The sequence below is a fragment of the Mesobacillus zeae genome, assembly GCF_003570705.1.
Classification (GTDB): Bacteria; Bacillota; Bacilli; order Bacillales; family Cytobacillaceae; genus Mesobacillus_C; species Mesobacillus_C zeae.
The window spans coordinates 149,070-171,512 of the sequence record NZ_QWVT01000024.1; the positions used below are offsets into that span (position 1 = coordinate 149,070).

Below are 22,443 nucleotides of genomic sequence, written 5' to 3' on the forward strand. Positions count from 1 at the left end.
AACAAGGATTGTCTATTGGGCTACCACTGCCTGATATGAACAGGAGTCACAGCCTTTAATCAAATTCTCTTTTTCTATCAGTTCAATCTCTCCGAAAAGCGATTCGAACATTCCACGTAAAAATTCATGATGCATATTGCATACAGATTCCGTATGATCAATGGCCACTTCTTTGAAAGGACAGTTAAAAATTTGGAAGAAAATTTTTGTCTGGTCTTCATTTGTTTCGAATTCTGGATAAAAGCCTGCAATCGTAGCAGCGCTTCTTACAATATTCAACTTTTGCTCGAATGAAAGGACATCTGACACATGTGGGTGCAGAGCGATTTCCTGGTCAATCAGTTCAGCGCCAAGGCGCTTGCCTGTTTGATACAAGGCTTTCTTTCCTTCTTCTCCAAGCGACATCATTGTCACCATTGCTATTTTAGAGAGAAGCTGATAGTCCCTGAAAGGGAAACTGAGCTGAATGACATCTTCTGATAATCGATACAGCCTGCTTGGCCGACCGCCCTTGCCCGTTTTTTTTGTTTCGGATACGAGCATATTGACATCTTCCAGCTTTGAAAGGTGTAATCTTGCCACATTTGGATGTATATCAAAATGATCCGCAATTTCCTGTACGGTTACATCCTTGTGCCTTTTGGTTATATATTGGTAAATGTAGTAACGTGTAGGGTCAGATAAGACACTTGTAATTTTTAATGTTTGTTCCACCTTATTCACCTCAGGAGACTTTAATTTCCTTTATTATAATACAGCTCCCATACGTTGAATATGGGGTTAACACTGTAAACACTATATGTTTAGAAAATGTTCACAACTAAGTGGCGAATTAATGAACAAAATATTGTGCATTCATTATACAAATATTATACAATATCAGTAATTAAAACTATTGAAAAGGTGGGGAACCTTTGGGAAAGTTAACTTTTTTACATATCCCAGTTGTACATCGTGCAGAAAAACGAAGACATGGCTGACCGCCAATCAAATTAAATTTTCAGGGAAACTCCCTCGGCTAAAGAAATACTGAAACTGCTTATCTTTGACTACTGAAGGATTGGATGAACTGCTGGCCAAGAGAAGTGGAACAAATAAACAGCTTAATCTTGATGTAAATAAACTGTCCCTTTCGGAAAAGGTCAATTTGCTGATTGATGAACCAAAGCTTCTTCGGAGGCCGATCCTTACAGATGGCAGGAAGCTTGTGATAGGCTATAATCCAGACGCGCTAAAAGGAATGACAGCAAACTAAACATAAACATGTAAAGGCAGCCATTGACGGCTGCCTTCTTTTTTTTGCAAACTGGGCTAGCTGGATTCGAACCAGCGCATGACGGAGTCAAAGTCCGTTGCCTTACCGCTTGGCTATAACCCATTGATATTGCTCTTTTAAGTATGGACTAGGGCCAATGAGTTTATGCATCACTTTCCGTAATCCGCACACCTTCAAGATCCTTTCGTATATATTGATGATGTATTTGACTGGATGGAATGATGGCTTTGTATGGAGGGTAGCACTCTGGAGAAAAAACGAGGTGAAAGCTGATGCAAATTTCCCCTAACCTGGTGTTGTCCATGGTGGTGAGGAACGAAGAATGTCACTGGCCAGTAAATCGGCAATTGTTGCGGTTGCACCAGTCAGGCCTGGAAGCGTTCCCACAGCGAACTGAATTTTTTCTCCTTCGGCATTTAAAATATGAGCAAGACCCAGTTCTTCCAGGGCAACTGAAGCTAGCAACAGGTTGATAGCGTCATCTCTATCGATTGTGATAATCGGGGGAATATTCGGTATGTTTGCTTGTGACATACTAATCTATCCTCTAAGTGTATTTACGGGATATCGTATGTCGGGCCAGTGATACTTGCATTAGGTCATGCGCTATTTTTTTGTTTTTTTATCGCGTGAAAAATTGTCACGATTCCTTCACAAATATCGTAGGGGAATGGAAGGGGAGCAGTGAACAGCTGGCGAATTTATAGTTTGAAAATAAAAGAGGTGGTGATTGGTATTGAAAACTCTATAGAAAGCCTCGCGGACAGTTTGTTAAAGACAGCCCTTCAAAAAGGGGCATCGGACCTTCACATTGTCCCGCATCGGGTTGGCGGAATGGTCAAACTTCGTATTGGCCATCATCTCTATCCTGACTTCCCCCTTGAAAAGAACGTTTTTGAACGCCTGCTTGCCCATTTTAAGTTCACAGCCTCAATGGACATAAGTGACAGAAGGCGTCCACAAAGCGGGGCGTATTCGATCCAGTACAAAGACAGCACCGTCGGCCTCAGAATTTCGACTCTCCCCGCAAACAAAAGTGAAAGCATGGTTATCCGCCTCCTCTACCAACAGCACGAAATCCCTTACTATCAATTATCTTTATTCCCTGACGTGTCAGACAAACTTGTTTCCCTCCTCGATCATGCCCATGGCTTAGTTGTGTTTACAGGTCCAACTGGAAGCGGCAAATCGACCACCCTTTATTCCCTTCTGTCAGAAACCACACGCATCACAGGCAGAAATGTAATTACCCTAGAGGATCCCATTGAAAAACAAAGCGATACAGCGATTCAGGTCCAGGTGAACGAGAAGGCTGGAATCAGCTATGCTTCGGGTTTAAAAGCCATCCTCCGGCATGACCCGGATATTATCATGATAGGAGAAATCAGGGACGCCGAGACAGCCAACACTGCAGTCCGCGCAGCGTTGACAGGGCACCTCGTTTTTACGACCATGCATACGCGGAATGCAAAAGGAGCTATTTACAGGCTGCTTGAATTTGGTATCTCCTTGCAGGAAATTCAACAGACCCTCATTGCTGTAACGGCACAGCGTCTTGTTGAGCTCGTCTGTCCATACTGCGGGGATTCTTGTTCACCTTTATGTCATAGCATGGGAAGGGCAAAGAGGGGGAGTGTGTTTGAAATACTTTCAGGTAGAGGCATAGAGCGTGCCATTCTCGAGGCGAAGGGGGAGGGAAAGCCCTATGCCTTCAAGACATTGAGGGACTTCATCATCAAAGGGATTGCTTTAGGCTTTATCAAAGAAGAAGAGTATAGAAGGTGGGTATTCGATGAGATGGAGGGATAAGTGGACCGTACAGGAACAGGCAAGGTTTTTAAAAAGAACGGGTGAACTTCTCTCAAGAGGATACCCTCTTGCCGAAGCGGTCCATTCTTTATCGTTTTATATGGAACCAGTCAGGAAAAAAGATATCCAAAAATGCCTAGCGGATTTGCGGGAAGGGCATCCTTTCTTTCGAACGCTGGAGGATTTGGGATTCAAACGGGAGCTCGTGAGCTATGTTTATTTTGCCGAACAGCATGGAGGCCTTGCGGAAGCAGTCATGGATGGGAGCGATATGGTCCTTAAGCGCCAGAACGATTACCGGAAGCTGCAACAGCTCGCAGCATATCCATTGTTTTTGGCTTTCCTTACAGGTGTGCTTTTCTATTTTGTTCATCATACATTGCTTCCGCAGTTCACCACGCTTTACGACAGCATGAATGTGAAGCAGGGATGGTATGCAAGCTTTATCTATTTTGCAGGAGAGTATTTTCCTGTAGCAGTTTATATCTTTTTGTTTATCGCCCTTTCAGGTTTTATCTATTTTCAGTACATCTTCGGGCGGTTGCCAGTTATTCAGCAGAGGGAGAAGCTGATCAGGCTTCCAGTGGCAGGAGGACTTCTGAAACTCCTGTACACGCAGTCGTTTTCCACTCACTTAAGTTTTTTATTTTCGGGTGGGCTTTCTGTGTATGAGGTGTTGAATATATTTGAAAATAACCTAGGTGAACCATTTTCAATGGAAATTGGTTCAAGCATGAAGAAAAGTTTGGCTGATGGTCATGAGCTTTATCAGGCGGTTGCAGCATTTCCTTTTTTCGAGGAAGAGTTCTACAGGGTGGTCAAGCATGGGCAGGATAATGGGAAGCTAGGCCAGGAATTGTATTTTTACAGCAGATTTTGCCTTGCCGAGATTGAGGGACGGGCAGAAAAGGGATTAAGAATTATCCAGCCAGTATTGTATAGTTTGATTGGGCTCTTGATCATTTCACTGTATCTTGCCATCTTGCTTCCAATGTTCCAGCTTATCCAAGGAATATAATAATTCAGAAAGGAATGATTCGATGAAAAAAGAGCAGGGGTTCACACTGATTGAAATGATGATTGTCCTCCTGGTGATTTCGGTTCTGCTGATCATCACTGTGCCGAATATCACGAAGCATAACTCTAATATCAACACAAAAGGCTGTCAGGCATATATCAAGATGGTTGAAGCGCAAGTACAGGCATTCCAGATAGATAAAAAGAGGCTGCCTGCTTCTATCGATGAACTAAAGACCGAAGGATATTTGCGGGATGGCTCAGCCTCCTGCCCTGGAGGAAACAATATTTCCATTTCGGCGACTGGAGAAGTAACAAGCGAAGGGTCGCCGTGATGAGTGGCCAAAAGAATGGGTTTACCCTTGTTGAGATCTTGATAGTACTATCGATTTTTATTGTCATGTCCTTTGCTTCGCTCATGGTTCTCAAGCCACAGTTTTTTCTCCTTGAAAAAAACCTCTTTTTTTCCGAGTTAACAACGGACCTTCTCCTTGCCCAGCAATATGCTTTATCCCACCATCAGGAAGTCACTGTCAATATTTCACCTTCCTCCCATTCCTACTACATCCGCAAAAGGGGAGAAGAGAATTTTATTATCCGGCGCCAGTATTCGAAAAGTATCAATATCCGCGAAGGAACCATGCCAAGTTCCTTTCAGTATTTGCCGGATGGCAATACGAATAAATTTGGTTCGTTTTTTGTCTATATTGGTGACAAGGCATATAGGGTAACTTTCTTGATAGGGAGCGGGCGGTTTTATGTTGTCGAAGCGTAATGGCTTCTTTCTGGCTGAACTTCTTCTGTCTATATCCGCATGGCTCATCGCAGCTGCATTCCTGCTTCCACTTGCCATGTTCCTGGTTGGCGAGGGCGAACAACTGAGACAGGAGGGAGAAGCTCTCAGGATTGTATATGATGAACTTTCTCGCCAAAAAGTCAGCATGAATGGGACTGTCTATCATATCAGCATGCTGCAAGGGATAGACGGGAAAAACGGGGAGGTGTGCGTAAGGTTTGATGGCTATCGAAAAAAAGAGTGTTCAATATGCCGGTTTGTTGAATGAAAGGGGTTTTACCCTTGCGGAGATGCTTTTGGCTTTAACTGTGTTTTTTGTCATCATGTCCATGCTACCAGCAGGGCTGAATACTGTTTTGAAAGATGGGTTCTCAGCCAGAAGGATTCAAGGGTTCGAATGGAAAGTTTTTAACAGCCAGATGAAAAGGGAATTAAGAGAAGCCGAACTGGTGACGGTCAAAAAAGAAAAATTAATCGTTCAAAAAGGAAGCAATATCATTCTCTATGAAAAATACGGAAACAGCATCAGACGTCGCGTTAATTACGCGGGACATGAAGTCATGCTCCAAAATGTTTCGCAGATGAAGTTTTCAGCAGCTGAAAATGGAGTCGGGATATACGTCAAGGATGGATGGGATAAGGAATATTCTTCAAATGTAAGGTCATTTATCACTCTGGAGGTAAGGGAATGAAAAAAGAAAGTGGATTCACATACCCTATCTCTATTTGTCTCTTGATGTTTTTCTGTACTTTTTTACTGATTCATACCCAATTGTTCAGGACAGAAACTCTGTTGTCCGCTGAAACAGAGCGAATCTATATACAGGAATATTATTTGCTGTCATCAGTCAGGAAAGCTGAACAGCTGTTGTCACAGGGAAAGCTGCCTGTAATGGGCGAATTTCTGTATAGGGAAGGAAGTGTGGAGTACAAGGTCCAAGCGGTGTCTGCTGCTACTGATTCGGTCAGCTTCACTCTTAAAATGAACGCTGGGGAAGAAACGCAGGCTGTCTCCCATTATGACAAGACAAAGAAAATGATGGTAAAATGGTACGAAAAACACTAAACAGGAGATCTAGCGTATGAAGTCAATCTATATGACGGGATTCATGGGCGCAGGGAAATCAACTGTTTCCCGGCTGCTTGCTGAGGAAATGGGGCTGGCCCATCATGACACAGATGAGGAAATTGTAAATGCGGCCGGTAAAAGCATCAACAGAATTTTTGAAGAAGATGGGGAAATTGTATTCCGGAAGCTGGAATCGGAAATTTTGCATGTACTTCCGAAAGAAAATGCGGTAATTGCAACTGGCGGAGGCATCATCGTTTCTGAAGAGAACAGGATATTTATGCGGAGGAATGGAATCGTCATTTTTCTCTATGCTTCTATCGAGGAGATTCTTGAAAGGCTCAAAGAGGATACTACCCGGCCTTTGCTGCAGGGGGATAACAAGGAGAAGGCAGCATCGCTCTATGAAATGAGGCTTCCGCTATATCGGGAAACGGCAGACATTTGTGCTGAAACCGGAGGCAAACAGGCAGAAGAGATTGCATCTGACATCAAACATTGTTTGAAAGGAGCAGGGCTCGGACATACTTGCTAAGAGAAGAAGGCAGGTGTGGCAATGAAAGCGAATGACTATGTCAAGTATTTGACTGAAACGGTTGTCAAATATATTGAGCAGCCGAAGGATATCAGGCAGAAAGGCAGGCGTGAGAGACTGGATGCCAGGCCATCTATGCTGTACAGATGGTTTGGACCAGCTCCGTACCTGATCAAGGATATGTTAAAGAAAAAGCGATAACCAATGGGCCCTGCTGCATCATATAGCAGGGCCTTATTTAAATTGCTGTGCCGGTCAGGTAGAACAATCCCCCATTAATAACTGAAATATTGATTTTAGGTTCATATTGCTCTTTTAAAGCAGTTTTTTCAGTTTCAAGGCTTTCGGGCATTTCTTCATTTCCTTCATAAAAGTGATCAAGCAGGTCGAGGTCCTCTTGCCAGCGTTTTCTTGCATCCTCTGCCCAAGAATGGTCTTCTTTCCTAATCCCTTCTTTTAGCAAGTTCTGGATTCTAGCCAAACCGCTTTTGGGCAAAATGAGCGGTGATAAAGTAAACGAGTAATCAGGGATTTTTGGCGTCAAATTCATTTCCACTAGTCGCTCATGGAAGTCGGATACCATTCGTCCGTTGATTAGCTGAAGTCCGATTGACTGATACACATCCCTTTTCCTGTCGCACTGGTAGCTGATTTTCAGGTTAACGCAAAGCCATGGTAGCAATGGGGTCTGCTGGCCAGCGGGCGTGCCGTTATTTTCATAGAGGCGCACATAGCCGGCTAGTTTCTTTGCTGATGTAAATAGCTGATGCAAACGCGGTGAGCCAAAATGAATGAATTCTCCTTTTTCATCAGGAAAAGCCTCCCTATCCGTAAGAAAGGTGAGTTTCATTGGATTTGGGATTCCGCCGGTCTTTTCAAGATAATGCCAGTAAAAGGGGCGGTTCGTTAGTTCTCTGTCTAGTTCCTCGGTTAGTTGGACAGTCAGTTTTCCAGGAAGGCTTTCCTCGAAATCACATCCATTTGACGAAAAATACCTTATCAGAAAATCATGGATTTCCGGTTGCTGCACGAGGCTCCCCTCCTTTCATATCTTCCGCGAATTTCACCATTGCCGATAAATTGTCCAATTTGATTTTCATTTCGCCCTCGGACCCAGACTGGCTAAAAATATCAGCAAGGTGTTCTTCTACGCTGCCAAGTTCCAACCTTGTCAAAATATCGTCCAATTCACCAATTACTTTCTCAAATAAGTCTATCTTCTCGTATAACAGTTTTAATACATGCTCTTCTACCGTATTTTTTATGGCAAAGTTATAAATCTCCACGTCTTTTTTCTGACCTAGGCGGTGAATCCTACCAATCCGCTGTTCAAGGCGCATAGGATTCCAAGGAAGGTCGAAATTTATGATACTGCTGCAGAATTGAAGGTTGATACCTTCTCCCCCAGCTTCTGTTGCAATGAGCACCTGGGCTTTTTTCTCAAACAACTCTTTCATCCAGTCTTTCTTGCCTCTCTTAAAACCGCCTCTAAAAGGCACAGACGTAATTCCGTGCTGCCTTAAAAACCACTGCAAGTATAGCTGCGTCGCCCTGTATTCTGTAAAAATGATCACTTTATCATTGATTTTCCTGATTAATTCAAGCGCCTTTTCTGCCTTGGAGTTGGTGCTGATTCTCTCAATTTTTCTGATGAGATCTCCAATCAAGTCCTCATAAGCCTGGCTCTTTGTTTCCTGACGTTCGAGCATATTCCTTAATGTGAAATAAACAGCTTCCCGACTGCTGCATGCTTCTCGTTGTAGCGTGATGAGTGAAAATTGGCTTGAGGTTAAACCTCCTGCTTCATGCCGCATGGAAGATATGGCATCATACAGTTCTCTTTCCTCTGTTGTAAAGGTTATCGGAATTGTTTCAACATGCCGTTTTGTCCATTCAATTCCCGTATCTCCCCGCCGGTTCCTGATCATCACCTTATTGACAAGATCGCGGAGATGATCATCATCATGGACAGAACGGGCTGCTTTTTTGTATTTTTCAAAAAACGCAGATTCGCTCCCAAGATGTCCTGGCTTCAATAGGGAGACGAGATTAAAAATCTCTTCAATTCTGTTCTGAATAGGTGTTGCTGTAAGCAGGAGGCAGAACTTCTTTTTTAGGCTTTGGACAAATTCGTAGTTTTTGGTTTTGTTGTTTTTAAGCTTATGAGCTTCATCGATAATGACAAGATCATAATCTTGTTTATAAATGATATCCCGGTGCGGATTCCGCTTGGCCGTGTCAATCGAAGATACAACGACATCGCACTGCTCCCAAACATAGCTTTTTCTCTGGGCGGCTGCCGGAATATAAAATTTGCTGTTCAATTCTGCGGCCCACTGCGAAACGAGGGAAGCAGGAACGAGAATAAGGGCTTTTTTGACAAGGCCCCTAATCATGTATTCCTTGAGGATCAATCCGGCCTCAATCGTCTTTCCGAGTCCTACTTCATCGGCAAGGATTGCTTTGCCATTCATATGTTCAACGACTCTTTTGGCTACTTCAAGCTGGTGGGGAAGAGGGGTTAGCTGCGGAAGCCGCCCTGGTGCCTGCAAACCTTCAAAGTCAGGGATGAGTGTTTGCTTTTCTGCCTCCACCGCAAGCTTGAACAAGTCCCAGTTTGCCCATGGCCCATCGTTGGAAACCCTGTCGGCCAGCCCGTCCTGCCAGGAGGAATCAAAGTGAATCTGTGCCGTCATTTAGTACACCCTTCCAAATAGAAAATATATTGCCCAAAAACACGGTTTAATGATAGGATATAGATAGCTTAGAATGTTTAGAAATTTTTCACATTATGCTGAATGACTAAGCAATATTGCTTAGCATGCCCAGTGATGAAAAGAATAATGCGGATGATGGCAAGGGGAGAGACTACATTTTGTAGCGCCGAAGGAGCAAGCAGGGATGTGAATCTCTCAGGCAAAAGTACTCTTGCAGGACGCGGCTCTGGAGAGAGCTTCCATGTTACGGAAGCCACCAAAGGGGAAAGCCTTTTTACAAAGGTAAAACTTTCAGGTGCAAGGACAGAGACCCACTCAGTTTTGAAGGGGGTCTTCTGTCCTTTTTTATGCCTTCGGGACAGGCAGCATCAAAAAAGCAAAGGGGGATACATAGATGAGTGAACTAAAGCGTACACCGCTGTTCGAAATTTACAGCGAGTATGGCGGGAAAACGATTGACTTTGGAGGATGGGAGCTTCCGGTGCAATTCTCCGGCATAAAAGAAGAACACGGTGCCGTCCGGACGAAAGCAGGGCTGTTTGATGTATCGCATATGGGTGAATTTGAGGTAACAGGAACAGGAGCTTTGGACTATCTGCAAAAAATGATGACAAATGACGTATCGCGCCTTAAAGAAGGGGGAGCTCAATATACCGCCATGTGCTATGAAAATGGCGGAACGGTAGATGACCTCCTCATCTATAAGCTTAGGGAAAACCATTACCTGCTGGTTGTGAATGCATCCAATATAGAGAAAGATTTTGAATGGATGAATTCCCGCCTTACAGAAAATGTCGAACTCAAGAATCTGTCCGGTGATATGGCTCAGCTTGCACTTCAGGGGCCTGCTTCTGAAAAAGTGCTTCAAAAGCTTGCGAGAGATACGGACATTAGTACAATCGGTTTCTTCAAGTTCATTGATGGCCTTGATCTGAATGGGAAGAAAGCGTTGGTGTCGAGGACGGGATATACAGGAGAAGATGGTTTTGAAATTTATTGCCGTCCCCAGGATGCAGAATCCCTTTGGAAGGAAATTCTGGAGGCTGGCAGCGAAGAAGGTGTGATTCCATGCGGCTTGGGAGCAAGGGATACACTCCGATTCGAAGCAAATCTTGCTCTCTATGGGCAGGAACTCTCAGCGGACATCAGCCCGCTTGAGGCTGGAATCGGTTTTGCTGTCAAACTTGCAAAAGAGGATGACTTTATTGGAAAGCAGGCTCTCAGTCAGCAGAAAGAAAACGGGGTTCCCCGGAAGTTGACGGGAATTGAAATGATTGACCGCGGCATTCCGCGCCATGGCTATCCAGTTTATAAAGAAGGAAAGCAAATTGGCAAAGTGACAACAGGAACCCAGTCGCCAACCCTGAAAAAAAATATTGGGCTTGTTTTGCTGCAGAGCGAGTTTGCTTCACAGGGAACAGAAGTGGAAGTTGAAATCCGCGGCAAACGCCTGAAGGCTGTTACAGTTCCAACACCATTTTATAAACGGGAAAAGCAATAATAGGAGAGAGAGGGAAAAATGATGAAGCATCGCTACCTTCCGCTTACTGAAAGTGATAAAAGCTCAATGCTCGAGACAATTGGCGTATCGTCGGTGGATGAACTTTTCAGTGATATTCCTGATAAAGTTCGTTTCAACGGTGAATACAAGATCAAGCCTGCCAGTCCGGAACCTACACTGGCGAAGGAACTTGCAAGAATGGCTGGGAAAAATGCCGATTTAATAAACTATTCATCGTTTCTTGGTGCTGGCGTATACGATCACTACGCACCGATTATTGTGGACCATGTAATTTCCCGCTCTGAATTTTACACGGCCTATACACCATACCAGCCAGAAATTTCCCAGGGCGAACTTCAAGCGATTTTTGAATTCCAGACAATGATATGTGAACTGACAGGGATGGAGGTCGCGAACTCTTCCATGTATGATGGGGGAACAGCTCTTGCCGAGGCAGCAATGCTGAGTGCTGGACATACAAGAAAGAAGAAAATTTTGATTTCAGCGGCAGCCCACCCGGAAGCGAAGGCTGTTGTAAGATCGTATGCAAAAGGGCAATACATAGCAGTGGAAGAAATTCCTCATACCGACGGTGTTACCGATCTTAAAGCATTGAAAGAAATGATGAACGGGGATGTTGCAGGGGTTATTGTACAATATCCAAACTTTTTTGGCCGGCTTGAGCCAATGACAGAGCTGGAAGAAATCGTCCACTCTGAAAAGTCGCTGTTCATAGTATCGAGTAATCCTCTTGCGCTTGGGGCGCTGACGCCTCCAGGAAAGTTTGGTGCGGACATTGTTGTAGGAGATGCACAGCCTTTCGGCATCCCGGCAGCATTCGGCGGACCTCACTGCGGTTATTTTGCCGTCACTTCAAAGTTAATGAGAAAGGTTCCTGGCCGGCTTGTCGGACAGACAAAGGATGACCAAGGACGCCGAGGTTTCGTGCTGACGCTCCAAGCGAGAGAACAGCATATCAGGCGTGATAAAGCCACTTCCAATATCTGTTCCAACCAGGCATTGAATGCACTTGCGGCATCTGTTGCCATGACTGCTCTTGGGAAGAAAGGCGTGCGCGAGATGGCTGCTGCCAATATCCAAAAGGCTCACTATGCCAAGAAAGCTTTCATTGAACACGGCTTCGAAATTGCTTTCGATGGCCCTTGCTTCAATGAATTTGTTTTGAAGGTAAACCGCCCTGTGAAAAGTATCAACGAGGAACTTATCGATAAAGGGATTATCGGCGGCTATGACCTTGGCCGGGACTATCCGGAGCTTGAGCAGCATATGCTTGTTGCCGTGACAGAACTAAGGACAAAAGAAGAAATTGATGCCTTCGTGGAAGAAATGGGGGATTGCCATGCATAATGAAGACCAGCCGTTAATTTTTGAAATTACAAGTACTGGCCGGATCGGTTACAGCCTGCCGGAAATGGACATTCCGGTAACAAATCTTTCCGACTTGATCCCAGAAGGATTTATCAGGGAAGAGGAACCAAACCTTCCTGAGGTATCGGAACTTGATATCATGCGCCATTATACGGCTTTATCAAAAAGGAACCATGGTGTTGACTCAGGATTCTATCCTCTTGGTTCATGCACCATGAAATACAACCCGAAAATCAATGAAGCTGTTGCCCGCTACAACGGGTTTGCTCACATCCATCCGCTTCAGGATGAAAGCTCTGTGCAAGGTGCGCTTGAATTGATGTATGATCTTCAGCAGCATTTAAAGGAAATTACCGGTATGGACGAAGTCACTCTTCAGCCGGCAGCAGGTGCTCACGGCGAATGGACAGGTCTTATGATGATCCGTGCTTTCCATGAAGCGAACGGGGATACGAAACGGACAAAAGTCATTGTCCCTGACTCTGCACATGGCACGAATCCTGCTTCAGCAACAGTCGCAGGTTTTGAGACGATTACGGTGAAATCCAATGATAATGGCCTCGTGGACCTTGAAGATCTAAAGAAGGTCGTCGGTGATGATACAGCTGCTTTAATGCTGACAAATCCGAACACATTGGGGTTATTTGAAGAAAATATTGTGAAAATGGCTGAAATCGTGCATGGAGCTGGAGGAAAGCTATACTATGACGGAGCCAACCTCAATGCAGTGCTTTCAAAAGCGCGCCCAGGCGATATGGGTTTCGATGTTGTCCATCTTAATCTTCATAAAACATTTACTGGCCCGCACGGAGGCGGCGGACCTGGGTCAGGGCCTGTTGGTGTAAAATCCGATTTGATTCCGTACCTTCCAAAGCCTGTCATTGACAAGAAAGACGGACGCTTTGTGTTCGATTATGACCGGCCGCAATCAATAGGTCGGGTCAAGCCTTTCTATGGGAACTTCGGAATCAATGTCCGTGCCTATACGTACATCCGCAGCATGGGCCCTGACGGTCTGAAAGCTGTAACGGAAAATGCTGTACTGAATGCGAACTATATGATGCGGAGACTTTCCGAGCATTACGACCTGCCATTTGACAGGCACTGTAAGCATGAATTCGTACTGAGCGGCAAGCGCCAGAAAAAACTTGGCGTGCGGACGCTGGATATTGCCAAAAGACTTCTGGACTTTGGATACCATCCGCCAACTATTTACTTCCCGCTCAATGTGGAGGAATGTATCATGATTGAGCCTACGGAAACGGAGTCCAAGGAGACGCTTGACAGTTTCATCGATGCGATGATCCAAATTGCGAAAGAAGCGGAAGAAAATCCGGAAATTGTCCAGGAAGCACCGCATACGACCGTTGTAGGGCGGATGGATGAGGCTACAGCTGCCAGGAAGCCAATCCTAAGGTACCAAAAATCATAAAGCATAGAATAGCCTCGCCAGGCTGTTAAGGGGCTTCTCTCCCGGCTGGCGTCAAAAATCAAACCCCCTCAAAAATTGAGGGGGTTAATTTATATTGGTCATTAAATTATTTCGCTTTGACCTTGCCTGTCCACTTTTTGAATCCGCCTTGAAGATGATAAAGCTCCTTGTATCCTTTTCGGTAAAGCATCTGTGCCGCACGGCCGCTTCTTGAACCGCTTTGACAATAAAGGTATACTGGCTTGTCCGGACGAATTTCCTTCATCCTCGTCTTTAATTGTGTCAGTGGAATGTTCCGGGAGCCAAGGATATGGCCTGCATTGAATTCATTTGGTTCGCGCACATCAATTAACTGGGCTTTCCGATATCCCGCTTTGAATTCTTCTTCAGTTAAAATCTTCACAATCCGGCGCTGGTGCAAATAAACGAAGATGGAGTAGGTAATTAAGCCCCCAGCCAGGATGAGTAAAATATAAAGTGTGTCCAATATGATGTCTCCTTTCAACTATCTGAGCCAACTACTATTATATAAGTGATTATGTCTGAGGGCAAAGGGAATTCACTTTTAGAGAAATTAAAATTTGTAATTTAATCCTTTTAAACAAGCTGCTTTGCTTTTAAAAACAGTTTTGGTAGACTAAGAAACGCAGAAGGCAATAAACAAATAAATGGGGTTGCATAATGGAGAAAGAAACATGGGGATATATAGATTCAGGCAATGGTTCGCCAGCGTTCAATATGGCGCTCGATGAAGCGCTCCTCGACTGGCACAGCAATGGACTGATTCCACCTGTTATCCGTTTTTACGGTTGGGATCCTCCTACATTGTCAATTGGCTACTTTCAAAAATATGAAAAAGAGATAGACATGGAGGCAGTGGATAGGCATGGTCTCGGGTTTGTGCGCAGGCCTACAGGCGGCAGGGGCGTCTTGCATGAGCACGAACTGACCTACAGCGTTATTGTCACAGAGGAGCACTCCCGCATGCCAAAGACCGTTACAGAAGCCTACCGGGTCATCTCAGAGGGGATATTGAAAGGTTTCCGGAATCTGGGGCTTGAGGCATACTTTGCTGTGCCTCGAACAGAAGAAGAGAAGAGTGCTTTGAAAAGCCCGCGCTCATCAGTCTGCTTTGATGCTCCGAGCTGGTATGAACTTGTCGTAGAGGGCCGGAAAGTCGCAGGAAGCGCCCAAACAAGGCAAAAAGGAGTAATCCTTCAGCACGGCTCAATACTGCTCGACCTGGATGAAGATAAGCTGTTCAGTCTTTTTAAGTATCCAAGTGAGCGAGTGAAGGAGCGTATGCAAAAGGCGTTCAAGTCAAAAGCTGTAGCTGTTAATGAAATAAGCAGCAGGACAATCGGAATGGAAGAAGCAAAAGTAGCTTTTAAGGCCGGCTTTGAAGAAGGTTTGGAAATCAATCTACAACCGTTCATATTGACAGAAAGCCAAATCACCGAAGTGAATGAATTAGCTGAAAATAAATACAAGTCAAAAAATTGGAATTTTAAAAGATAAAAAGCGGCTTAGGTTCGCTTTTTATACTTTTCCCAGATATTTCAACAGGTTGGCTGATGCCGGGAAATTGCAAGGGGCGAAATTTGTTAAAATTTCTTGTTTAATGGGGAATAACTGACTTTCTCTCTTTTATCCTCATTTTTTTAATTGATTGCAGGTTTGACAAAACAAAAACCATTTGACCTAAAAATCAATATATAGTATTAATCAAAATAAAAACTACACTATATATTGATTTTTTGGGTTTTAATATGATAACGTAAGGGTAATTCAAATACGACCGGAGTTTAAGGCTGGAAGCTTTCAACCTAGTAAACTTAATAGGATTGTATTAATTTTTACTAAGGAGTTGTAATCATGTCTGTTGAGCTTGGCAAAAAAATGAGTATTAATATTGAGAACCTGAATAAGGACATTAATTTATTCCCTCAGGTTCATAACATTACCTCCAATATGAAAATGACCCATAAAGGGGTATCCCGGCTTGTCATGCTTGACCGCTATGCTTTTAAGGATACTGAGAAAGTAACATTGGCAAAGGGGGACTTTGTCGTTCTTACGATCAAGGAGGATCCAAAGTTTCCAGCGAGAGGCCTGGGGTTCATCCTGGATATAGACTGGGAAAACAAAAGTGCATTCGTACAGGTTGAGGAGGAATTCCGTGGCGTGCTCGATGACCCGGAGGAAGCGAAGACAGGCATCATAAAGAAATCACTTGATGTTATTGAGAAGCCGCTTGAGGTTTTCTATGAGCAAATCGCCAAACGGAACGCTGCTGGACTTGCATCTGTTGAAACGACTGAAGAGAAGCGAAAAGAATGGTTTGAGAAATTTTATAATGAACTCGCTGGCTTGAACTTCATTCCTGCAGGGCGTGTTCTTTATGGCGCAGGGGCCGATACGGATGTTACATACTTTAACTGCTATGTAATGCCGTTTGTCCAGGATTCACGCGAGGGGATTTCTGAACACCGCAAGCAAGTGATGGAGATTATGAGCCGTGGCGGGGGAGTCGGTACAAATGGTTCCACGCTGAGGCCGCGTAATACTCTGGCAAAAGGAGTGAACGGCAAATCCTCGGGATCTGTATCCTGGCTCGATGACATTGCAAAGCTGACACACCTTGTGGAACAGGGTGGTTCACGCAGAGGTGCCCAGATGATCATGCTTGCTGACTGGCATCCTGATATTATTGAATTTATCATTTCTAAAATGCAAAATCCCCGTATCCTTAGGTTCCTGATTGAAAATACCGAGGATGAAACAATCAAGAAATATGCGAAGGACAAGCTGAAATTTACCCCGCTGACATTGCAGGAAGAGGCGATGTATCAGGGGATCGTAAATTATAATAATATTCCTGGCTACGGCGGTTTCAGTGCCGAGATTATTAAATCAGCCGAAGAAAAGCTTACGACAGGCGGCAATTACACCGTTCATAACTCTGAGTTCCTCACAGGCGCAAACATTTCTGTCTGTCTGACAAAAGATTTTATGGAAGCAGTTGAGAATGACAGCGAATATGAACTTCGCTTTCCTGATGTCGAAAGCTATGACGCTGAAACAATGAAAACATATAATGAGGATTGGCATACAATCGGAGATGTCCGTGAGTGGGAAAAGCTTGGCTATAAGGTCCGAACATACCGAAAGATCAAGGCTAAAGAATTATGGAATCTTATCAATATTTGTGCAACATACTCCGCAGAACCTGGTATTTTCTTCATTGATAATGCCAACGACATGACAAACGCCCAGGCTTACGGCCAAAAAGTAGTTGCAACAAATCCATGCGGTGAACAGCCGCTGGCGCCATACAGCGTCTGCAACCTTGCGGCAGTAAATCTTGCGGAAATGGCGGACAAGGAAACGAAAACCGTTAACTTTGACAAGCTGAAGCGTACAGTTGAAGTGGGCGTGCGTATGCAGGACAATGTCATTGATGCGACTCCATACTTCCTTGAAGATAATAAGACCCAGGCTTTAGGTGAGCGCCGTGTCGGGCTGGGCGTCATGGGTCTGCATGACTTGCTGATCTACTGCGAAACAGAGTACGGTTCTGAAAAAGGCAATGAGCTAGTGGACAAAGTGTTTGAAACAATTGCAACAACAGCATATCGTGCTTCTGTTGAGCTTGCAAAGGAAAAAGGCAGCTTCCCTTTCCTGGACGGAGAGACAGGGGAAGAGACAAACAGCTTGCGAAATGCCTTTATTCACACAGGTTTCATGCAAAAAATGCCTGAGGACATTCGCGAATCCATTCTCAAGCACGGAATCCGGAACTCGCATTTACTTACAGTAGCACCAACAGGGTCAACAGGTACAATGGTTGGCGTATCAACAGGATTGGAACCTTACTTCTCCTTCTCCTACTTCCGGAGCGGACGCCTAGGGAAGTTTATTGAAGTGAAGGCTGATATCGTCCAGGAGTACCTTGACAGTCATCCGGAAGCAGATGCAGAGAATCTTCCACACTGGTTTGTCACTGCGATGGAGCTTGCACCTGAAGCACATGCAGATGTTCAATGCGTAATCCAGCGCTGGATCGACAGCTCCATCAGCAAAACCGTCAATGCGCCCAAAGGTTACAGCGTGGAGCAGGTAGAAAAAGTTTATGAGCGCCTTTATAAAGGCGGAGCAAAAGGCGGTACGGTTTACGTCGATGGCTCCCGTGACACTCAGGTACTGACTTTAAAGGCGGAAGACAATACTTTCGAAGAAGATGGAGCAAGCAAAGGCGAGAAAGCGAAGCAGCATGTTGTGCTTGTTGATACCATCAGCGAACTTCGTTCAACAAACGTAACCATCGGGTCAGAGGTCGGGAACACTTGCCCGGTCTGCCGCAAAGGAACCGTCAAGGAAATCGGCGGCTGCAATACTTGTACGAACTGCAACGCCCAGCTTAAGTGCGGGCTGTAAGATAAACAAAAAAGGCGCGGATTCCTCAAGCGGAATTCCGGCGCTTTTTTTGCTCCTCAACAAGGTTACTCTAAACGATAATAATGGCAAAAATAAATGATTCGTACTTTCTTTTGAAAATCGAATGAATCCTGTCTATATCACAACGAAAACATATGTAAACTTTGGTCATTGTTTTTTTGACTGCCTGAGAATGGAAACATTTTTTCCATTCTCTTTTTTTGATTTAGTCCATACTATCCTTAACCATCACTGATGAAAAGGGGGATTTTTCTGAAACCATTTATACCGCAGCTTGTGTATATTGAGCCCAATGCCCTTGATTACCCGCTTGGGCGTGAATTGAAGGAAAAGTTTGAGCAGATGGACGTTGAAATCAGGGAAACGACCTCGCACAACCAAGTCAGGGGAATCCCTGGTGAAACGGACTTGCAAAAATACAGGAATGCTAAATCAACCCTCGTAGTAGGCGTGAGGAGAACGTTGAAATTTGATACCTCCAAGCCATCGGCAGAGTATGCCATTCCGCTAGCTACAGGCTGCATGGGACACTGCCATTATTGTTATTTGCAGACAACGCTTGGCAGCAAACCTTATATTAGGGCGTATGTGAATCTCGAGGAAATTTTTGAACAGGCCTCCAAGTACATAGAAGAAAGAAAACCGGAAGTCACAAGATTTGAGGCAGCTTGTACGTCGGATATTGTCGGGATTGATCATCTGACACACGCCCTCAAAGAAACCATTGAGTTCATAGGTAAAACAGAGTACGGCAGGCTGAGGTTTGTCACAAAGTATCACCATGTGGATCACTTGCTTGATGCCAAGCATAATGGAAAGACACGTTTTCGTTTCAGCGTCAACAGCAGGTATGTCATCAAAAATTTCGAGCCTGGTACTTCTTCTTTCGACGAACGCCTTGAAGCGGCAAGAAAGGTGGCTGCTGCCGGCTACCCTCTTGGATTCATTGTAGCTCCGATTTACAGGCACCAAGGATGGGAGGAAGGATACAAGGAATTATTCGAGCGGCTTAAAGACTCCCTGGACGGCGTCAACCTTAAGGAACTGACATTCGAACTAATCCAGCACCGCTTCACGAAGCCGGCTAAAAACGTCATTATGAAAAGATATCCGAAGACAAAGCTGGAGATGGATGAAGAACAACGCAAATACAAGTGGGGCAGATATGGAATTGGCAAATACGTTTACAAAACCGAGGAGGCAGAGGAACTGGAAACAATGATTCGAGGATATATCAGTGTCTATTTTCCACAGGCTGAGGTTCAATACTTTACTTAACAAAAGCGTGGCCCTAAAAAAAATTGCCCGGCATAACCTGTACGCCGTACTATTTTTCACACTATCCGCTTAAAAATGTAACATGGCAGTTACTGACGGGAGTGGGCGGTCATGTATATAGACGGTGTCTTCTCAGGAGGCGGAATAAAAGGATTTGCTCTTATTGGGGCCTGCGAAGTAATTGAAGAAAAAGGGCTTCGCTTTAAGCGAGTAGCAGGGACAAGTGCCGGATCTATGATAGCGGCAATGCTGGCTGCTGGATACTCTCCCACTGAGGCGGGCCTGCTTGTGGATGAAATCGATTTAAAAAGTTTTATGGACCTAAGAAGTGCCCTCATTCCTGCACCACTTGCAAAATGGCTTCTGCTCTATTGGAGACTTGGGCTTTACAAAGGAATCACCCTGGAAAATTGGCTTTACGAAAAGCTTTCGGCTAAGGGTCTAAGGACATTTGGGGATATCCCGCCTGGAACTCTCAGGGTCGTAGCATCGGACCTGACAAATGGGAGGCTGATGGTCCTGCCGGATGACTTGCCGAGATACGGGGTCGATCCGAAGTCATTCTCTGTGGCAAAAGCTATTCGCATGAGCTGCAGCCTTCCTTTTTTCTTTGAACCTGTAAAAATAAAGGATCCTATCGGGAATAATATTATTGTTGACGGCGGCGTACTTAGCAATTTTCCGATGTGGCTGTTCGACAAAGAGAATGTCAAAAAAGTACGGCCGGTTCTCGGAATTAAGCTCAGCCATAACCTTCATGAACATCCGAGACATAAAATTAGCAATGCGATTCAAATGTTTGAGGCCTTGTTCGAAACGATGAAGGATGCCCATGATTCAAGGTATATATCGCGGCGGCACGAAAAAAATATCATTTTTGTCCCGGTTGATGGGGTTTCTTTTACCGACTTTGGAATGACTGACGAGAAGAAAGAAAGTTTAAAACAGCTCGGACGGCAATGTGCAGAAAAGTTTTTGCGCAAATGGGGCTATTGAAAAAAGGAAAGAAAAAAAATCGGGCCTAAAATGAGGCCCGATTTTTTTTCTTTCCTTTTTTTCCTTCAATTACTGTTAAATGCGGTGCATCCTTTTTCTTTTTTCTAGCCGCCGAAATGGAACCGACAGAGGAGCGCTTTGAAGTAAGGGGTTGACTTTTCGTCTGAAAACGCTTCTTTGACTGTTTGGCTGCTTTATGGAAAGAACGCTGCTCTTGCTTCATAGGGTTAGCTTTGTAAAAACGATTTACAATGAAAAAGATAACTGCAGCAATCAATACAAATCCGGCGATTGTCTGCAAAAAGACAATTGGATCACTGACTAGGCTTTGGGTCACCCCGATTCCCGCTAGGATGATTAATCCGAGCACAATATAAAAAGAAGTCCGATTATACAAGAATGCCACCTCCCTATGAGCATCATGAGCAATTTTTCGAGCTTTTAAACTTATTGCTGCCCTAATTATACAATTTCTTCAGATTCTGCCACTTCTCCTGCTTCCTTTTCCTTTTTTAGCAGCATATTAAACGATGAGATAGCTACTTCCACTTGTTCATCATCCGGTCCCCTTGTTGTAAGGAGCTGAAGCCATAATCCGGGGAGGCCTAAATATTTCAGGACAGGAATATTCCGGACTTTGTTTGTCAGCTGAAGCACTTCAAAAGATATTCCCAGAACAACAGGAATAAGGGCTATGCGAGTAAGGACTCTCACCCATAGCAGGTCCGTCGGGAAGAGAAAATACAGGAACATTCCGACAATTACCGTGAAGAGAATGAAACTGCTCCCGCAGCGGTAATGGAGCCTGGAGTGGGCCTGGACGTTTGCCACGGTCAATTCCTTGCCGTTCTCATACGTATTAATTACTTTATGCTCAGCCCCATGATATTGAAACACCCTTTTTACGATTGGGGTCAGCGAAACAAAGTAGATATAGGACAGGAGCAGCATGAGCTTGAAGATGCTTTCTATCAGGATCTGCGCCGTTTTACCGGGAAAGGCAGGCTTCGCTAGGTCGGCAAGGAAGACAGGTATCAAAGTGAAAAGGACCTTTCCAAAAAGAAAGGAAATCACACCGATTGTGGCAATTCCAAGGATCATATTCAGCTTTGATGGCTGTTCCTCCTCGATCGTATGGTCATCGCCCGGGTCGAGGTCATACCTTTCTGTAGAGAAGTTTAAATGTTTGGAGCCATTTGCGCTAGCTTCAACAATCGCAATGATTCCACGTATAAACGGAATCTTCTTCAATTTTGAAAGGGAGCTGTTTGTCTGTCTCGGTAATTCAAAAAAATCAATTGAATGATCTTTTCTCCTGACAGCGGTAACAGATAAGTGTTTTCCGCCAAACATGACGCCTTCCACTACTGCCTGGCCGCCATATACCGGTTTTTGGTCTTTGGTCATGTATACACCAGCCTATTTTTTATTCTGGGGAAAACAGCCAATTTTCTGATACTGGATCTCCCTTACCTTCATTTTACTAAAAAAACAAAAAAACCTCTATATGATTCCGACCGGATTACCAAAAGATAAAGAAATTTCAATGACTATTTACCAAAATGCAAGAAAAGCCTTGTACGGGGCATACTAAAATCGGAGGTGTATCAAATGGAAGAAGAAAAGGGAAAGCTCGAGCAGGAGAAACATGAAGAGCCAATGACCTTTATCGGCATGGTTGCGATTACCGGATTATTTGGAGGTATATTGTGGAGTGCACTTGCCCAGCTGGCATGCTATTTTAACTTTACAGATATTCGTGTGAATGTCATTCTCGAACCATGGGCACTTGGGGACTGGAAGAAGGGATGGATCGGAACAGTTTTCTCCATTTTGACAATCGGGGTTATATCAATAGGGGCATCATTTATATACTACTGGACAATGCGGAAGATAAAAAGCATGTGGGGCGGAATTGGATTCGGTCTTTTATTGTTTTTGCTTGTTTTCTACGTTTTGAATCCAATCTTTCCTGGAATTAAGCCGTTTTGGGAACTATCAAGGAATACAATCATCACATCGGCGTGCTTTTATCTTTTATATGGCGTTTTTATCGGCTATTCCATCTCCTTCGAGGAATCGGAGAAAAAATACAGGGAAAAGAATATAAACGGTACTGCCTCATAATAGAATTAAAGTAGTGTTGGAGAAATCAGTTATGTTAGAATGT

24 protein-coding genes, 1 tRNA gene, 1 pseudogene and 2 riboswitches are annotated in these 22,443 nt (G+C 44.3%); of the genes and pseudogenes, 18 read left to right on the forward strand and 8 right to left on the reverse strand.

From position 1 onward, the window contains the following. Positions 1 to 12 precede the first annotated feature (12 nt). Entirely contained in the window at positions 13 to 714 is a 702-nt protein-coding gene (locus D1970_RS14760; RefSeq protein WP_119113636.1) for a helix-turn-helix transcriptional regulator, read from the reverse strand. Between the two features lie 181 nt (positions 715 to 895). Between D1970_RS14760 and D1970_RS14765 the strand changes: the two are divergent. After that, positions 896 to 1,255: pseudogene (locus tag D1970_RS14765) on the forward strand (Spx/MgsR family RNA polymerase-binding regulatory protein). 51 nt (positions 1,256 to 1,306) lie between these two features. Here D1970_RS14765 and D1970_RS14770 read toward each other — a convergent pair. Beyond that, positions 1,307 to 1,378: transfer RNA gene (locus D1970_RS14770), tRNA-Gln, on the reverse strand. 183 nt (positions 1,379 to 1,561) lie between these two features. After that, positions 1,562 to 1,810: an alpha-helical endospore appendage domain-containing protein gene (locus D1970_RS14775; protein ID WP_119113637.1), complete on the reverse strand. Its 249-nt coding sequence runs from the start codon at positions 1,808 to 1,810 to the stop codon at positions 1,562 to 1,564. Between the two features lie 150 nt (positions 1,811 to 1,960). On the opposite strand from D1970_RS14775, the gene comGA reads away from it, so the two are divergent. Genes comGA through D1970_RS14820 form a run of 9 tightly spaced genes read left to right on the forward strand, consistent with a single transcriptional unit; the run spans position 1,961 to position 6,703 of the window. Then, entirely contained in the window at positions 1,961 to 3,085 is a 1,125-nt protein-coding gene (gene comGA / locus D1970_RS14780; RefSeq protein ID WP_310648623.1) for a competence type IV pilus ATPase ComGA, read from the forward strand. Beyond that, entirely contained in the window at positions 3,069 to 4,103 is a 1,035-nt protein-coding gene (comGB, locus tag D1970_RS14785; protein WP_119113638.1) for a competence type IV pilus assembly protein ComGB, read from the forward strand. Before comGA ends, comGB begins: the two co-directional genes overlap by 17 nt. A gap of 22 nt (positions 4,104 to 4,125) precedes the next feature. Next, complete coding sequence (gene comGC / locus D1970_RS14790; protein ID WP_119113639.1) at positions 4,126 to 4,437, forward strand: competence type IV pilus major pilin ComGC; 312 nt, start codon at positions 4,126 to 4,128, stop codon at positions 4,435 to 4,437. Continuing rightward, the gene (comGD, locus tag D1970_RS14795) at positions 4,437 to 4,877 is read left to right on the forward strand and encodes a competence type IV pilus minor pilin ComGD (RefSeq protein ID WP_119113640.1); all 441 of its coding nucleotides are present in this window, start codon (positions 4,437 to 4,439) and stop codon (positions 4,875 to 4,877) included. The genes comGC and comGD overlap by 1 nt, the downstream gene beginning before the upstream one ends. Beyond that, positions 4,861 to 5,166 carry a type II secretion system protein gene (locus D1970_RS14800; protein ID WP_119113641.1) on the forward strand — a complete coding sequence of 102 codons (306 nt, stop codon included), beginning with the start codon at positions 4,861 to 4,863 and terminating at the stop codon, positions 5,164 to 5,166. Before comGD ends, D1970_RS14800 begins: the two co-directional genes overlap by 17 nt. Further along, positions 5,120 to 5,590, forward strand: a complete 471-nt coding sequence (gene comGF / locus D1970_RS14805) for a competence type IV pilus minor pilin ComGF (RefSeq protein ID WP_119113754.1) — start codon at positions 5,120 to 5,122, stop codon at positions 5,588 to 5,590. The genes D1970_RS14800 and comGF overlap by 47 nt, the downstream gene beginning before the upstream one ends. Continuing rightward, positions 5,587 to 5,964: a competence type IV pilus minor pilin ComGG gene (comGG, locus tag D1970_RS14810; protein ID WP_119113642.1), complete on the forward strand. Its 378-nt coding sequence runs from the start codon at positions 5,587 to 5,589 to the stop codon at positions 5,962 to 5,964. Before comGF ends, comGG begins: the two co-directional genes overlap by 4 nt. A gap of 16 nt (positions 5,965 to 5,980) precedes the next feature. Continuing rightward, entirely contained in the window at positions 5,981 to 6,502 is a 522-nt protein-coding gene (locus D1970_RS14815; protein WP_119113643.1) for a shikimate kinase, read from the forward strand. A gap of 21 nt (positions 6,503 to 6,523) precedes the next feature. After that, on the forward strand, positions 6,524 to 6,703 hold the full coding sequence (locus D1970_RS14820; protein WP_119113644.1) for a YqzE family protein: 180 nt from the start codon (positions 6,524 to 6,526) through the stop codon (positions 6,701 to 6,703). Positions 6,704 to 6,740: 37 nt separating this feature from the next. On the opposite strand, the gene D1970_RS14825 is transcribed toward D1970_RS14820, so the two are convergent. Further along, the gene (locus tag D1970_RS14825; RefSeq protein WP_119113645.1) at positions 6,741 to 7,532 is read right to left on the reverse strand and encodes a YqhG family protein; all 792 of its coding nucleotides are present in this window, start codon (positions 7,530 to 7,532) and stop codon (positions 6,741 to 6,743) included. Beyond that, positions 7,510 to 9,198 (reverse strand): DEAD/DEAH box helicase, encoded by a 1,689-nt coding sequence (locus tag D1970_RS14830; protein WP_119113646.1) that lies wholly within the window; start codon positions 9,196 to 9,198, stop codon positions 7,510 to 7,512. The genes D1970_RS14825 and D1970_RS14830 overlap by 23 nt, the downstream gene beginning before the upstream one ends. A 153-nt stretch (positions 9,199 to 9,351) precedes the next feature. Further along, a riboswitch (glycine riboswitch) is annotated at positions 9,352 to 9,440 on the forward strand. A 3-nt stretch (positions 9,441 to 9,443) separates the two neighbouring features. After that, positions 9,444 to 9,528: riboswitch (glycine riboswitch) on the forward strand. Positions 9,529 to 9,613: 85 nt separating this feature from the next. On the opposite strand from D1970_RS14830, the gene gcvT reads away from it, so the two are divergent. From gcvT to gcvPB, 3 genes are read left to right on the forward strand one after another with little or no spacing between them, the layout of a single operon-like run. After that, positions 9,614 to 10,720 (forward strand): glycine cleavage system aminomethyltransferase GcvT, encoded by a 1,107-nt coding sequence (gene gcvT / locus D1970_RS14835; RefSeq protein ID WP_119113647.1) that lies wholly within the window; start codon positions 9,614 to 9,616, stop codon positions 10,718 to 10,720. Between the two features lie 21 nt (positions 10,721 to 10,741). Further along, positions 10,742 to 12,088, forward strand: coding sequence for an aminomethyl-transferring glycine dehydrogenase subunit GcvPA (gene gcvPA, locus D1970_RS14840; protein WP_119113755.1), 1,347 nt, complete (start codon positions 10,742 to 10,744; stop codon positions 12,086 to 12,088). Then, positions 12,081 to 13,541, forward strand: a complete 1,461-nt coding sequence (gcvPB, locus tag D1970_RS14845) for an aminomethyl-transferring glycine dehydrogenase subunit GcvPB (protein ID WP_119113648.1) — start codon at positions 12,081 to 12,083, stop codon at positions 13,539 to 13,541. Before gcvPA ends, gcvPB begins: the two co-directional genes overlap by 8 nt. A 106-nt stretch (positions 13,542 to 13,647) precedes the next feature. Here the strand turns inward: gcvPB and D1970_RS14850 are convergent, their stop codons facing one another. Next, on the reverse strand, positions 13,648 to 14,028 hold the full coding sequence (locus tag D1970_RS14850) for a rhodanese-like domain-containing protein (protein ID WP_119113649.1): 381 nt from the start codon (positions 14,026 to 14,028) through the stop codon (positions 13,648 to 13,650). A gap of 194 nt (positions 14,029 to 14,222) precedes the next feature. Between D1970_RS14850 and lipM the strand changes: the two genes are divergently transcribed. From lipM to D1970_RS14870, 4 genes are all read left to right on the forward strand, one after another. Beyond that, entirely contained in the window at positions 14,223 to 15,059 is an 837-nt protein-coding gene (lipM, locus tag D1970_RS14855; RefSeq protein WP_119113650.1) for an octanoyltransferase LipM, read from the forward strand. A 357-nt stretch (positions 15,060 to 15,416) separates the two neighbouring features. Further along, positions 15,417 to 17,978 (forward strand): vitamin B12-dependent ribonucleotide reductase, encoded by a 2,562-nt coding sequence (locus tag D1970_RS14860; protein WP_119113651.1) that lies wholly within the window; start codon positions 15,417 to 15,419, stop codon positions 17,976 to 17,978. Positions 17,979 to 18,251: 273 nt separating this feature from the next. Then, positions 18,252 to 19,277 carry a spore photoproduct lyase gene (splB, locus tag D1970_RS14865; RefSeq protein WP_119113756.1) on the forward strand — a complete coding sequence of 342 codons (1,026 nt, stop codon included), beginning with the start codon at positions 18,252 to 18,254 and terminating at the stop codon, positions 19,275 to 19,277. A 111-nt stretch (positions 19,278 to 19,388) separates the two neighbouring features. Next, a complete protein-coding gene (locus D1970_RS14870) occupies positions 19,389 to 20,273 on the forward strand; it encodes a patatin-like phospholipase family protein (RefSeq protein ID WP_119113652.1) in 885 nt (294 codons plus the stop codon). A 25-nt stretch (positions 20,274 to 20,298) separates the two neighbouring features. Here D1970_RS14870 and D1970_RS14875 read toward each other — a convergent pair whose 3' ends face one another. After that, on the reverse strand, positions 20,299 to 20,679 hold the full coding sequence (locus D1970_RS14875; RefSeq protein ID WP_310648625.1) for an SA1362 family protein: 381 nt from the start codon (positions 20,677 to 20,679) through the stop codon (positions 20,299 to 20,301). Positions 20,680 to 20,735: 56 nt separating this feature from the next. Beyond that, complete coding sequence (locus D1970_RS14880) at positions 20,736 to 21,680, reverse strand: DUF1385 domain-containing protein (RefSeq protein WP_119113654.1); 945 nt, start codon at positions 21,678 to 21,680, stop codon at positions 20,736 to 20,738. Positions 21,681 to 21,884: 204 nt separating this feature from the next. On the opposite strand from D1970_RS14880, the gene D1970_RS14885 reads away from it, so the two are divergent. Beyond that, positions 21,885 to 22,400 (forward strand): YqhR family membrane protein, encoded by a 516-nt coding sequence (locus D1970_RS14885; RefSeq protein WP_119113655.1) that lies wholly within the window; start codon positions 21,885 to 21,887, stop codon positions 22,398 to 22,400. Positions 22,401 to 22,443 lie beyond the last annotated feature (43 nt).

Excerpts from the sequence above, each read along its gene's own strand:
- D1970_RS14830 (WP_119113646.1), bottom strand. The coding sequence starts at position 9,198 with ATGACGGCACAGATTCACTTTGATTCCTCCTGGCAGGACGGGCTGGCC.
- lipM (WP_119113650.1), top strand. The coding sequence starts at position 14,223 with ATGGAGAAAGAAACATGGGGATATATAGATTCAGGCAATGGTTCGCCA.
- comGB (WP_119113638.1), top strand. The coding sequence starts at position 3,069 with ATGAGATGGAGGGATAAGTGGACCGTACAGGAACAGGCAAGGTTTTTA.
- D1970_RS14880 (WP_119113654.1), bottom strand. The coding sequence starts at position 21,680 with ATGACCAAAGACCAAAAACCGGTATATGGCGGCCAGGCAGTAGTGGAA.
- comGF (WP_119113754.1), top strand. The coding sequence starts at position 5,120 with ATGGCTATCGAAAAAAAGAGTGTTCAATATGCCGGTTTGTTGAATGAA.
- comGC (WP_119113639.1), top strand. The coding sequence starts at position 4,126 with ATGAAAAAAGAGCAGGGGTTCACACTGATTGAAATGATGATTGTCCTC.
- gcvPA (WP_119113755.1), top strand. The coding sequence starts at position 10,742 with ATGAAGCATCGCTACCTTCCGCTTACTGAAAGTGATAAAAGCTCAATG.
- D1970_RS14870 (WP_119113652.1), top strand. The coding sequence starts at position 19,389 with ATGTATATAGACGGTGTCTTCTCAGGAGGCGGAATAAAAGGATTTGCT.
- comGD (WP_119113640.1), top strand. The coding sequence starts at position 4,437 with ATGAGTGGCCAAAAGAATGGGTTTACCCTTGTTGAGATCTTGATAGTA.
- D1970_RS14885 (WP_119113655.1), top strand. The coding sequence starts at position 21,885 with ATGGAAGAAGAAAAGGGAAAGCTCGAGCAGGAGAAACATGAAGAGCCA.
- D1970_RS14800 (WP_119113641.1), top strand. The coding sequence starts at position 4,861 with ATGTTGTCGAAGCGTAATGGCTTCTTTCTGGCTGAACTTCTTCTGTCT.
- D1970_RS14820 (WP_119113644.1), top strand. The coding sequence starts at position 6,524 with ATGAAAGCGAATGACTATGTCAAGTATTTGACTGAAACGGTTGTCAAA.
- gcvT (WP_119113647.1), top strand. The coding sequence starts at position 9,614 with ATGAGTGAACTAAAGCGTACACCGCTGTTCGAAATTTACAGCGAGTAT.
- D1970_RS14860 (WP_119113651.1), top strand. The coding sequence starts at position 15,417 with ATGTCTGTTGAGCTTGGCAAAAAAATGAGTATTAATATTGAGAACCTG.
- comGG (WP_119113642.1), top strand. The coding sequence starts at position 5,587 with ATGAAAAAAGAAAGTGGATTCACATACCCTATCTCTATTTGTCTCTTG.
- D1970_RS14775 (WP_119113637.1), bottom strand. The coding sequence starts at position 1,810 with ATGTCACAAGCAAACATACCGAATATTCCCCCGATTATCACAATCGAT.
- gcvPB (WP_119113648.1), top strand. The coding sequence starts at position 12,081 with ATGCATAATGAAGACCAGCCGTTAATTTTTGAAATTACAAGTACTGGC.
- D1970_RS14815 (WP_119113643.1), top strand. The coding sequence starts at position 5,981 with ATGAAGTCAATCTATATGACGGGATTCATGGGCGCAGGGAAATCAACT.